The organism is Streptomyces griseoviridis, from assembly GCF_005222485.1.
In the GTDB taxonomy this organism is placed as follows: Bacteria; Actinomycetota; Actinomycetes; order Streptomycetales; family Streptomycetaceae; genus Streptomyces; species Streptomyces hintoniae.
Map to the genome: position 1 here is coordinate 3621613 of NZ_CP029078.1, position 12409 is coordinate 3634021.

Below are 12409 nucleotides of genomic sequence, written 5' to 3' on the forward strand. Positions count from 1 at the left end.
CCGCACCGTGTTCGACGGTGCGGGCCTCGGCCGTGTCACTCCCCCGCCGCTCAGTCCCGCAGCAGGTCGGGCACCCCGTCGGCGTCCGGGTCGTCCCGTTCGCCCGAGACGATGGTCAGCTGCTGGGTGGCCCGGGTCAGCGCCACGTACAGCACCCGCAGGCCGGCCGGGGACTCGTCGGCGATCTCCGCGGGCGAGACGACGACCGTCGCGTCGTACTCCAGGCCCTTGGCCTCCAGGCTGCCGAGCGCCACCACCCGGTCGCCGAGCCCGGCCACCCAGCGGGCGGCCTCCTCGCGCCGGTTCATGGCGACGACGACGCCGACCGTGCCGTCGACCTGGCCGAGCAGCCGGGCCGCCTCCGCCCGCACGGTCTCGGCCAGGGTGGTGTCGCCGAGGCCGGTGAACCGGGGGCGCACGCCGGTGGAGCGGACCGCGCGCGGGGATGCGGCGCCGGGCATCGCGAGGGCCAGCACCCTGGCCGCCAGCTCGGCGATCTCGGAGGGGTTGCGGTAGTTGACGGTGAGCTGGAAACGGCGGCGCGGACGGCTGCCGAGCGCCTCGTCACGGGCCTCGGCCGCCTCGTCGACGTCGGACCAGGACGACTGGGCCGGGTCGCCGACCACCGTCCAGGTGGCGTGCCGGCCGCGGCGGCCGATCATCCGCCACTGCATCGGGGTGACGTCCTGTGCCTCGTCGACGATGACGTGGGCGTACTCGGTGCGCTCCTGCGCGAGCCGCTCGGCCCGCTCGCGCTGCGACTCCTCGCGGACCGGCATCAGCTCATCGAGGCCGGTCAGCTGGTCGAGCGGGTCGAGGTCGCGTCTCCTGCGGGGGCGGGCCGGCACGCCGAGGATCGCCTCCAGCTCGTCGAGCAGGGCGATGTCGTGCACGGAACGGCCGTCGCGGCGCAGCGAGCGGGCCACCCGGCGGATCTCGCCCGGGTTGAGGATCCGCCGGGCCCAGCGGCCGAGGCGGCGCTCGTCGGACATCGCCGTGAGGACGCCCACCGGGGTCAGCTCGGGCCACCAGGCGTCCAGGAACGCGATGAAGCTGTCCTCGCCCGTGACGTCCTCGTCGAAGGAGGAGCGCAGCTCGGCGGCGAGTTCCGGGTCGGTGTGCCGGGAGCCGCCGCCCGACTGCTCCCAGAGGGCGTCCAGGAGCAGCTTGCGGGCGCGCGGGCGCAGCAGGTTGACGGGGGCGGTGCCGCTGAGGGCGCTCTGGCGGACCCGGTCGAGTTCGGCGGCCTCCAGCTCCAGCCTGCGGCCGAAGGCGACGACCCTGAGCCTGGCCGGGGCGTCGCCCCGCTCCAGGGCGCCGCGGGCCGCCTTGCGCAGCACCTTGAGCATCCGGGAGGAGCCCTTGGCGCGGGCCGTGGCCGGGGTGTCGTAGAGGGTGGCCGTGACGCCGTCGACGAGGGAGCCGATGGCGCGGATCGCGACCTGGCCCTCCTCGCCGAGGGAGGGCAGCACGCCCTCGGTGTACGCCACCAGGAGCGGCGTCGGGGAGACGATGAGGATGCCGCCCGCGTACCGGCGCCTGTCCTGGTAGAGCAGGTAGGCGGCGCGGTGCAGGGCGACGGCGGTTTTGCCGGTTCCCGGGCCGCCCTCGACGTAGGTGACGGAGCCCGCGGGGGCGCGGATGACGAGGTCCTGCTCGGCCTGGATGGAGGCGACGATGTCGCGCATGGTGTGGCCGCGGGCCTGGCCGAGCGCGGCCATCAGGGCGCCGTCGCCGATGACGGGCAGTTCGGCGCCGTCGAGGAACGCCTTCAGCTGCGGGCGCATCAGGTCGTCCTCGACGCCCAGGACCCGGCGGCCCTTGGAGCGGATGACCCGGCGCCGCACCACCCGGCCGGGGTCGACCGGGGTGGAGCGGTAGAAGGGCGCGGCGGCCGGCGCCCGCCAGTCGATGACCAGCGGCGCGTACTCGGAGTCGAGGACCCCGATGCGGCCGATGTGCAGGGTCTCGGCGATGTCGGCGGTCTGGTCGTCGCGGACGGCCCCGTCGGCGGGTTCGACGGCGGTGTAGGCGCCGTCGGGGCCCTTCTTGCCGTCCTTGCCGAGCAGCAGGTCGATCCGTCCGAAGAGGAAGTCCTCGAACTCGTTGTTGAGCCGGTTGAGATGGATGCCGGCCCGGAACACCTGGGCGTCCCGTTCGGCCAGCGCCCCGGGGGTGCCGACCTGGCCGCGCTGGGCCGCGTCGTTCATCAGGAACTCGGCCTCGTGGATCTTCTCCTCGAGGCGCCGGTACACCCGGTCGAGGTGTTCCTGTTCGACGCCGATCTCCTGGTCACGGACCGAGTCCCGGACCGAGCCCTGGACGGGGTCCTGGACGGGGTCCTTGACCGGTCCGACCATGGACGACTGAGCCTGAGCGGCCACCGGGCCCCCTTCTGACGTGCTGGGCAGCCGTCAACCGTACGCGAAGGGGGCCCCGGAAGCGAGATGCGCGTGCCGACGGCGCTACGCGTCGACCTGCACCAGCTTCTTCCCGGTGAACGTCATGACCTCGAAGTGGTCGATCTCGCTCGGGGTGAAGGCGGCGCCGCCCTGGACGTAGAGCGGGTTGCGGGCCTCGGCGCGGGTGGCGTTCTTGATGCCGTAGCCCCAGTTCGGCACGGACCAGGTGGAGACGGTCTCGCGCTCGCCGTTCTTGCCGACGGCGATCAAGGAGCACTTGAGCGGGCCCTTGACGTTGCCGAGCTGGAGGACCGCGTGGGTGCCCCAGGCCTTCTCCTCGGTGGCGACGGTCGCGGTGACGTGGGTCGTCGCGTCCGTGGCCGAGTTCTTGTCCGTCATGGTGCTGAACAGCGTCTGCGCGGGCGGCGCGGTGGCCTCGTTCGCGCGGGAGCCGTCGGAGCCGCCGGTCGCCGCGTAGACGGCGAGCGGGCCGCCGACGATCAGGACAATGGACGCGGCGAGCCCGAAGAGGCTGCGGCGGCTTCTGACCTTGCGCCGTTCGTCGACCTCCACCACGAGCTTCTCGGCCAGCCGGGGGCTCGGCCTCGCGGACAGCGACTCGCCGATCGCCGGGGTCCCGGCACCGGGCAGGTCCGCGAGCGCGGCCAGCATCGGTTCCATCCCGGCCAGTTCGTCGAGCTGCTGCGCGCACCACTCGCAGCCGGCGAGGTGCGCCTCGAAGGCGGTGGCCTCCGCGTCGTCGAGAATCCCGAGCGCGTAGGCGCCGACGGTCTCGTGTTCGTTCGGGCCCGGGGATTCCTGCATGGCACCTGACATACCCGTACCACCCGTGCCGAATCCCGCGCTTCCCCCGTACCCGCTCATCACGCCGTCACCCCCCGCTCCTCCAGTGCGAGCTTCATCGACCGCAGGGCATAGAAGACCCGTGACCGCACCGTGCCGCTGGGTATCCCCAGGGTCTCGGCGGCCTCGTTGACGGTACGCCCCTTGAAGTACGTCTCGACGAGCACCTCCCGGTGGGCCGGGGTCAGGTCGTCGAGCGCGTCCGACAGCGTCATCAGCCACAGCGCCTTGTCGATCTCGTCCTCCGCGGGGATGACCTCCAGCGGCGACGGATCGACCTCCTGCGGCCGGGCCTGCCGGCTGCGGTGACCGTCGATGACGATGCGGCGCGCGACCGTCACCAGCCAGGGGCGTACCGATCCGGTCGCTCGATTGAGCTGGCCGGCGTTCTTCCAGGCACGGATGAGCGTTTCCTGCACGACGTCCTCTGCTCGCTGCCGGTCTCCGGCGACCAGCCGAAGGACATACGCGAGGAGAGGTCCGGCGTGCTCCCGGTACAGGGCACGCATCAGCTCCTCATCTGGCTCCGAGGGCTGGGACATGCGATGTCGGGCCCTCGATCCACGTTCATTGGCCACGACGGAATCCTTGCGCACGCCCACCTCCGATGTCCGGGGGTTCCCCCAGTCGGTCGCTCGCCGAGAGGTACGCGGGTGACGCGCGTCATGTTCAACGCGGGACGACAGTTTCCTTCGGGGTGTCATGACGAGGGGGACATGAGCGCACATTCCCACCGCGCTTTCTTTACATTTCCACCACACCGAAGAGAACGCGGGGGATGCCCGGGAGACGGCGAGGACAAACGGAGTGTTGCCGAAATCACTTCGCCAACTCCGGGCGCCCCAGGGCACTTAAGCCGTCAACCGGACATCTACGCGCGAGTGAGCGCCGCCCTGCGTCGGTGCCTGGCCACCCTTTCGCGGTTTCCGCAGACCTCGCTCGAACACCAGCGCCTTCTGCGCCCCCGGGACGAATCCACATAAACGATCGGGCAGTTGTCCCCCGCGCATTGGCGGAGCCCGGCCCGCGCGACCGGATCGGTGAGCAGCTCGACGGCGTCCCGCGCGATGGCGCCGAGCAGCGCGGCGCACTCCGGCGGCGCCGCCAACTCCCGTACCAGCGCGCCGTCCTCGGCCAGCACGGCGCGGGGCGCGGGCGGCGCGGCACGGGCGGCCTCGTTGACCCGGGCGAGGGCGCCCTCGCAGCCGGACCGGGGTTCGGCGCCCAGCCCGCGGCGCACCAACTGGCCGACCCGCTCGCGCAGTTCACGGAAGGCGGGCGGCCAGGAGGAGTCGACGTGGGCCAGCGAGGTGCCCGGCGGGACCAGGCCGGCGCCCGCGATCCAGGCCCGCAGCACCGGGACCGAGTCGAACCGTTCCTCCGGGTGGTCGGTCGCCAGGAGGTCGAGACAGACCCGCCCGGCGTCGAACCGCAGCTCGTGGGAGGCCGTGGCCGTTCCCAGTGCCATGTGCCCTTCACCGCCTAGGAGTTGCCCCGTGTCCCGTCCTCGCGTCCCCCTTACAGTGCCTTCCCTCCCCCGCGCCCGGAACCCCTCGTACCGGCGTGGTCCGCGCCACGGTGTCCGCGGTGGCCCGCCGGGACGCTCGCCGCGCTCAGCCGCCAGCGGGCGCCGGTTCGGGCGCCGGGTCGAGCGCCAGCCGGTACCCGCGCTTCACCACCGTCCGGATCAGCTCAGGGGCGCCGAGCGCCGTCCGCAGCCGGGCCACCGCGCTCTCCACGGCGTGCTCGTCGCGCCCCGATCCCGGTAGCGCGCGCAGCAGTTCGGACCGCGCCACCACCCAGCCGGGCCGCCTGGCCAGGGCCCGCAGCAGGGACATCCCGGCCGGTGGCACGGGTCTGAGGTCGTCGTCGACGAGCACCGCGTGCCCCCGGATCTGCACCCGGCGACCGGCGACCGGCAACACCGGCTTACGGGCCGGGAGTTGCGCGCCGAGCACCTGGACCAGCGGGCCGAGCCTGAACCGTTCGGGTTCGACGGTGTCGACGCCCCTGGCCCGCAACGGCCCAGCGGTGACCGGCCCGACGCAGACCGGCAGGACGTCCTCGCGCAGGGCGCCGAGGAGTTCGGGCAGCAGTCCGCGCCGCTCCGCCCGCTCCAGCAGGGACACGGCGGCGGGCGCGCTGGTGAAGGTGAGCGCGTCGAGGCCGCGGGAGACGGTGGCGTCGAGGAGCCGGTCGAGCGGCCCGATGTCCGCGGGCGGCAGCCACCGGTACACCGGCACCCCGACCGCCTCGGCCCCGCCGGCCCGCAGCGCCGCCATCAGGTCGGGCAGCGGCTCCCCGTGCAGCTGGACGGCGATCCGGCGGCCCTCGACGCCCTCCGCGAGCAGCCGGTCGAGCACCTCGGCCAGGGACTCGCCCGGCGGCGACCACGCCTCGGTCAGCCCGGCGGCCCGGATCGCGCCCTTCACCTTGGGCCCGCGGGCCAGCACCTCGGCGCCGCGCAGCCGGTCGAGGAGCGGCTCGCCGAGTCCCCACCCGTCGGCGGCCCCGAGCCACCCCCTGAAGCCGATCGCGGTGGTGGCGACGACGGTGTCGGGGGGCCGCTCGACGAGGTCCTCGGTGGCGGCGCGCAGGTCGCTGTCGTCGGCGAGCGGCACGATGCGCAGGGCGGGCGCGTGCAGAACGGCGGCCCCCCGGCGCCCCAGCAGGGCGGCCAGCTCATCGGCCCGACGCGCGGCGGTGACCCCGACGGTGAAGCCGGCGAGGGGGGCGGGGGGTGCGGCGGGGGCGTGGGGGTCTTGGGGTTTGTGAGGGCCCTGGTGTCCCTGTGGACCCTGAGGTTCGTCGGGGCTGTGTGGGTCTTGAGGTTCGTGGGGGCCCTGGGGCTGCTGTCCTTCGTCCATCACTCTCGTTCCGCGCGGTGGGGGGCACGGTCCTGCGCCTGTGTGCCGCTGGAGCCTGCCAACGGCGCGTGACGGGCTCGGTTCGGCCCGATGTCGCCGGTGTTACGTCACACCGGCGCGCGACCCGGCCACCGCCGTACGCGGACGGTCTGCGCGGTACGCACCGGGGCGCCGCTCACCGAAGGTATACGGCCCGCGGCGAGGGGGCGGGCGCGGGCAGCGGCCTCGACACATGGCCGCGGAAACCGCCCGTTGCCGCGTCAGCCGCCCGTGGCCGCGGAAACCGCACAGCGGTCGGGCCCCGGATCGGTGGTCGATCCGGGGCCCGGGAGTCAGCTTCTGCGGCGTCCCGCGCCGCGTCTGACGCCGTTGGGCCACAGCCGTGGTGAGCGCTTCGCCGCGAGGTCCTCGATCCAGCCGAGGGCCAGCACGGTCAGCCCGATCAGCGGCCAGACCAGCACGAACATCCAGAGGTTGTAGGTGAGGTCGAGGGCCGCCGAGGCGCGGGCGTTCTCCATGAACGGCAGGTCGTAGGCGAGGTCGATGATCGGGACCGTGGCCATGATGAGGAAGTTGTGCCACAGGTAGATCGTGACCGCGCGGTTGTTGGAGAGGGTGACCAGCTTGTCCCAGCGGGCCAGCTTGCCGGGCAGTTCCTGCCAGGACGGCGAGTACTGGAGCAGGATCACCACGAAACCGAAGGACCAGGCGGCCTGGGCGAGCGGGATGTCATTGAGGTCCCAGCCGTCGGGGCCGAGGTGGCCGGAGGCCCACCACAGGCCGAACGCCATCAGCAACGCCGAGAGGGAGACGGCGAGATAGCGCGGGATCTTCTTCAACAGGCCGTCGTTGTGGGCGAATCCGAGGACCCAGCAGCCGCCGTAGACCGCGAAGTCGGTGACCGCGTTGCCGGTCTCGCCGGGGATGGTGACGAGTCCGGTGCCGACGACCGCCGTCAGCGCGAGCGGCGCGAGGACGGTCGCCCACGGCACCCGGCGGAACGCCCACAGCAGCAGCGGCGAGGCCACCACGAACCACAGGTAGGCCCGCAGGTACCAGAGCGGCCCCGCCGCCTGGACGGCCCAGGTGTCCTCCAGGAGGCCGGACTTGGAGCCGATGTGCCACGGGTAGGGCGGGGCGCCGACCGGGACGAGGTAGTTGAGGAGTTCGACGATGCTCCAGGTGCCGCCGCCGAGGTCGGGGTCCTTGGTGGGGTTCCAGCCGCCCGCGAACATCATCGCGAGCGCCACCACGCCGAAGGCCCACATCGGCGGCAGCAGACGGCGCACCCGGCCCCGGATCACACCGAGGGCGGGCCGCTTCAGCGAGCGCGCCATCAGCGAACCGGCGAGCGCGAACATCACGCCCATGGACGGGAAGAGGACCGTCAGCCAGGCCCAGCCGAACAGGTGGTAGACGACCACGCGGACCAGGGCGATGGAGCGCAGCAGGTCGAGATAGCGGTCCCGGCCCGGCTTCTTCGGGGCGGGCGCGGGCGGCTGCGCGTCGTCGGGCCGGGCACCGGTCCCGGGCCCGGCGGCGTCCAGGGGCCCGGTCGCGGACTCCGGGTCGGTGGGGCGCTGCCGCGGTATCTCGTACGACGGCTGTCCCGTCGTGTATCCGTGGGTCATGCCACGGGCCTCCGATCACTGCTGCTGGTGTGGGTCCGCTGGCGCGGCACCGGGCCGCCGGGCGCCTCGACCGCGCCGGTGCGGCGCAGCTTCTGCCAGCGCAGCCGGCCGCCGGTGAGCGCCGTGATCCAGGACTGGAGCAGCACGACGTACATGAGCTGGCGGTAGAGGATCTGCTGAAGGGGCAGCGAGATCAGGTGGGTCATGCGTTCCCGGTCGAGGCGGAACGCGTAGGCGGCGCAGACGAATTGGAGGGCGAGGACGCCGAGCCAGGCGATGATCGTCTTCTCGGTCTGGCCGAAGACGACGCCGTAGAGCAGGAAGACGTCGATGAGCGGCGCGAGCAGCGGGGCGACGACCATGAAGAGGGAGACCAGGGGCAGACCGATCCGGCCGAAGCGGCCCGAGGGGCCCTTGTCCAGGACAGCGCCGCGGTGCTTCCAGATGGCCTGCATGGTGCCGTAGGACCAGCGGTAGCGCTGGGACCACAGCTGCTGCACGGACTCAGGTGCCTCGGTCCAGGCGCGCGCCTGCTCGGCGTAGACGACGCGCCAGCCGTCGCGGTGCATGGCCATGGTGATGTCGGTGTCCTCGGCGAGGGTGTCCTCGCTCATGCCGCCGACCCGTTCGAGCGCCGTCCTGCGGAACGCGCCGACGGCGCCCGGGATGGTGGGCATGCAGCGCAGCATGTCGTACATGCGCCGGTCGAGGTTGAAGCCCATCACGTACTCGATGTGCTGCCAGGCGCCGATCATCGAGTCGCGGTTGCCGACCTTGGCGTTGCCCGCGACGGCGCCGACCCGCGGGTCGCCGAAGGGCTGGACGAGTTCACGGACGGTGGCCGGTTCGAAGACGGTGTCGCCGTCCATCATGACGATGATGTCGTGCCGGGCGTTGGCGAGGCCGCGGTTGAGGGCGGCGGGCTTGCCCGCGTTGAGCTGCCGGATCACCCGGACGTTGGGCAGGCCCATGGCCTCGACGATCCGCGCGGTGCCGTCGCTCGATCCGTCGTCGATGACGATGACCTCGACGGGGTGCTCGCTGGCCATCAGTGAACGGACCGTGTTCTCGATGCACTTGGCCTCGTTGTACGCGGGCACCAGGACGCTCACCGGTTCGGTGACGGCGGGTCCCCAGCGGAAGCCCTTCCTGCGGACCCGGCGGGCGTGCGCGGCGGAGAGCACCAGCATCAGCACGAACCGGCCGATGACCAGGGTGCCGACGACGGCGAGCAGCACGACGAGGACGCCGGTGATGCTGTCGGAGGCGGAGACCAGGAAGATCCACGCCTTGCCCTCCCAGAGGGAGGCGCCGGTGACCTTGGAGTGGGCGCTGGGCGCGTCCAGGGCCTCGGTGAGGTTGCCGAAGGTGTAGCCCTGCTTCTGGAGCGTGGGCAGGAAGGTGTCAAGGGCCTGCACGGTCTGGTGGCGGTCGCCGCCGGAGTCGTGCATGAGGACGATGGCGCCCTTGCCGTGGTGCGGGGTGGCGCGGCGGATGATCTCGGCGACGCCCGGCTTCTTCCAGTCCTCGCTGTCGGTGTTGTTGACGACCGTGATGTAGCCGCGCGAGCCGATGTACTGGGTGACCGGCCAGGACTTGTCGTCCATGGCGTCGGCGAAGGAGGAGTAGGGGGGCCGGAACAGGGAGGTGCGGATGCCGGCCGCGCCGGTGAGGGCGAGCTGGTTGGTGGACAGCTCCCAGTCGATGCGCTTCTTCGACTGGTAGGAGAGGTCGGGGTGGTTGAAGGTGTGCAGGCCGATCTCGTGGCCCTCGTCGACCATCCGTCTGACCAGTTCGGGGTAGCGGGAGGCCATGGTGCCGGTGACGAAGAAGACGGCGTGGGCGTGGTGTTCCTTCAGGACGTCGAGGACCTTCGGGGTCCACTCCGGGTCGGGGCCGTCGTCGAAGGTGAGGACGAGCCGGTGGTCCGGGATGCGCAGGCTGGCGGTGCGGCCGCTGCGGGTGTCGATGACCGGTCCGCCGTCCAGGATCTTCTCGGGCACCTTGTCGGTGGACGCCTCGGGCTGGATGCGGTGGTCGGCGAGGATCTCGCTGTGCACGTAGCCGCGGAGCATGAGCATCGCCATCAGGGCGACGAGCACCAGGCAGGGCAGCAGCAGGCGCATGGGCACACGGCGGCGGGAGCCGTCACGGGCTCCTTGCGGGGCCTTGTGACGGCGGGAGCGGGAGGCCATCAGAGGGTGTACTCCGGAGGTTCGGGAGGCGCTGCGAGGGAGAGGACGCGGTGTCCGTCGCCCTCGGCGACGGGGCTCGGGTCGCTGGGGCCGTTGGCCACGGGGCCGCCGGAGTCCGCGGGCTCACTGGGGTCGGGCGAGGTGGTGGCGGTGGGGGTGGGCGACGTGGTCGTCGGCTCCTCCACCGGCTGCGAGGGCACGGGGTCGCCCGCGCCGCCGCCGGGTGTGACGGTCGTCCTGGTGGCCGTCGGTTCGAGGCCGCCCGAGGCGCCGGGGACGACGGCGGTGCCCGCGGTGGTTGTGCCGTCGGCCGTGCCGGAGCCGGCCGTCGGCGGGATCACGCCGTCGGTGGCGGTCGGGGAGGCGTCGGGCGAGGCGTCCGGGGCGCCGGACGGGCCGGCCGATCCGGTGGGCGCGGGCGAGGTGTCGACCTTGCTCGCGGGCCGGTCGTCGTTCTGGCCCGGCACCGGCAGCCAGGGCGCGTCGGAGCTGCCGGACATCAGGGTGACGACGATGACGACGGCGTAGACCGCGCAGGCGAGGCCGATGGCCATGCCGAGGCGCCGGAAGCGGCGGCTGCGGCGGCCGGACTCGTCGACGAAGACGGGCCGGTCGGAGCTGTCGGGACCGCCGGGCGGCGCTCCGGCCGCCTGCCGCAGCCGCATGTCCTGGCGCAGGTCGACGGCGTCCAGTTGGACGGTCACCTCGTGCGGGTCATGGGTGTGCGCGGGGTCGGCCGACGCGCCCCAGGGGTCGCGCAGGTCGCCGGTCGGCATCGCCGTGGTCCCGTGGCCGGTACCGGTCGGTGCCGCGGTGGCCCCGAATCCGGTTCCGGCCGGTATCGCGGCCGTCCGGGCGGTCGGCACGGCCGTCGTTCCGGTTGCCGGGAATCTCCGGGTCTCTCCACTGATGAACGGGTCGGCCGGGTTCTCCGCTATGGGTCCGGGCCATTCCGGTTGGGCGTCTTCTCGCCAATTGTTCACACGTACGCACATCCCCCCACGGGACAGTTCGGGAAGCGCACGCGACTCGAGCACCCGTCGGTCGAACCGCGCCCCCACCCGGTCCGAGCGCCCCCTTTACCACACCGTGCTCAGGCGAAGAATGTAGCGCATGCGGGGGTTCTGTGGTTGCGCGGTGTCATTTGTGCGGTCCGATGATCTCTAGATCGATGGCCGGAATCCATCCCTCGACGGGGCGCCGCAGCCACCCCTCCGCCTCCGCCAGCTCGGCCGCGGCCCGGCGCAGCGCCGTGAGACCCCGATGCACCAGCCCCTTTCTCCACACCAGTGACACGAGTGACCACGGGACGGGATCGATCAAGGGCCGCACCACGGTCCTGGGCATGGCCGGAAAATCCTCTACCGCGAGGACCGGAGTCTGTGTCTTGGCCATGATCCGCTGGAACTCCTCGTCCCCGACGGCCAGCGGAAGGGGCGGTGCGACGGCGATCCCGCGTCCCTCGAAGAGGTGATGGGCGAGGTCGGTCCACTCCGGCGTGCGCGGATTGCCCGCCCCGGCGTACACCGTCTCGCCCGCCAGCTCGGCCAGCGGCACCGCGTCGGCGCCGGCCAGCCGGTGGTCGTCGGGCAGCACGATCGCCATCGGCTCGAACCGCACGGGCTGCCCGTCGAGGCGGTCCCGCAGCGCGGGGCCGAGGCCGGCGAACCGTCCGAACGAGGCGTCCAGGCGCCCGGCGACCAGTTCGGCGGCGGCACCGGTCAGGCCGCTCTCGTAGCGGGCCATCAGCTCGCAGTCGGCGGCGAGTTCACGGGCCCGGTGCAGCACCCGGCGGCCGGTGACCAGGCCGGGCGAGTTCAAGTCGACGAGCAGCGGCCGGGGTTCGTCGAACGCGGCGAGCAGCGCGTCCTGCGCGGCCAGCGTCGCACGGGCGAGGGGCAGCAGCCGGTCCCCGTCGGCCGTCAGGGTGACCTGCCGGGTGGTGCGCACGAACAGCTCGGCGCCCAGCTCCCGTTCGAGCCGCCGCACGTCCCGGCTGAGCGCCTGCTGCGCGAGGTGCAGCCGGGCGGCGGCCCGCGTGAAGTGCAGCTCCTCGGCGACGGCGACGAAGACGCGCAGCAGCCGAGGGTCGAGGTGGGAGGGGCGGGAGGCCATCGGGCGAACCTACCCCGGCGGCCCGTCCGGCGTCCCGGCCCGGCGCCGATCCACAACCGGGGTGCGTGAATCGGCGCCGGACAGGTGTTGGACCACGCGAACGCCCCCGCGCCACGGTGGTGCCCATGCCACGTCCCGACGCCCCCGGTTCCTCTTCCCTTGCCGCTGCCGCTGTCGATGCCGCCGTCGCTACCCGTGCCGCCGGCTCTGCCTCTGCCGGCGTCTCTACCCGTGCCGCCGGCTCTGCCTCTGTCCCTGCCGATACCTCTGCCGATGGCTCTGCCTCCGTCCCTGCCGATGCCTCTGCCTCTGCCTCTGCCTCTGCCTCCGCCGCC

9 protein-coding genes are annotated in these 12409 nt (G+C 72.9%); all 9 read right to left on the reverse strand.

What is annotated here, in order from left to right:
* Positions 1 to 50: 50 nt before the first annotated feature.
* The 9 genes from DDJ31_RS15260 to DDJ31_RS15300 all read right to left on the reverse strand — a co-directional run bounded on the left by DDJ31_RS15260 (position 51) and on the right by DDJ31_RS15300 (position 12074).
* The gene (locus DDJ31_RS15260) at positions 51 to 2360 is read right to left on the reverse strand and encodes a HelD family protein (RefSeq protein WP_127182778.1); all 2310 of its coding nucleotides are present in this window, start codon (positions 2358 to 2360) and stop codon (positions 51 to 53) included.
* Positions 2361 to 2465: 105 nt separating this feature from the next.
* Positions 2466 to 3227 (reverse strand): anti-sigma factor family protein, encoded by a 762-nt coding sequence (locus DDJ31_RS15265; RefSeq protein WP_164784961.1) that lies wholly within the window; start codon positions 3225 to 3227, stop codon positions 2466 to 2468.
* 59 nt (positions 3228 to 3286) lie between these two features.
* Positions 3287 to 3808 (reverse strand): sigma-70 family RNA polymerase sigma factor, encoded by a 522-nt coding sequence (locus DDJ31_RS15270; protein ID WP_010039908.1) that lies wholly within the window; start codon positions 3806 to 3808, stop codon positions 3287 to 3289.
* A gap of 329 nt (positions 3809 to 4137) precedes the next feature.
* Complete coding sequence (locus DDJ31_RS15275) at positions 4138 to 4734, reverse strand: CGNR zinc finger domain-containing protein (protein WP_127179736.1); 597 nt, start codon at positions 4732 to 4734, stop codon at positions 4138 to 4140.
* Between the two features lie 145 nt (positions 4735 to 4879).
* Positions 4880 to 6133 carry a uroporphyrinogen-III synthase gene (locus tag DDJ31_RS15280; RefSeq protein ID WP_127179735.1) on the reverse strand — a complete coding sequence of 418 codons (1254 nt, stop codon included), beginning with the start codon at positions 6131 to 6133 and terminating at the stop codon, positions 4880 to 4882.
* Between the two features lie 332 nt (positions 6134 to 6465).
* Positions 6466 to 7764, reverse strand: coding sequence for an acyltransferase family protein (locus tag DDJ31_RS15285; RefSeq protein WP_127179734.1), 1299 nt, complete (start codon positions 7762 to 7764; stop codon positions 6466 to 6468).
* The gene (locus tag DDJ31_RS15290) at positions 7761 to 9959 is read right to left on the reverse strand and encodes a glycosyltransferase (protein ID WP_127179733.1); all 2199 of its coding nucleotides are present in this window, start codon (positions 9957 to 9959) and stop codon (positions 7761 to 7763) included. The genes DDJ31_RS15285 and DDJ31_RS15290 overlap by 4 nt, the downstream gene beginning before the upstream one ends.
* Positions 9959 to 10825 (reverse strand): hypothetical protein, encoded by an 867-nt coding sequence (locus DDJ31_RS15295; protein ID WP_127179732.1) that lies wholly within the window; start codon positions 10823 to 10825, stop codon positions 9959 to 9961. The genes DDJ31_RS15290 and DDJ31_RS15295 overlap by 1 nt, the downstream gene beginning before the upstream one ends.
* Before the next feature lie 274 nt (positions 10826 to 11099).
* Positions 11100 to 12074 (reverse strand): LysR family transcriptional regulator, encoded by a 975-nt coding sequence (locus DDJ31_RS15300; protein WP_127179731.1) that lies wholly within the window; start codon positions 12072 to 12074, stop codon positions 11100 to 11102.
* Between the last annotated feature and the right edge of the window lie 335 nt (positions 12075 to 12409).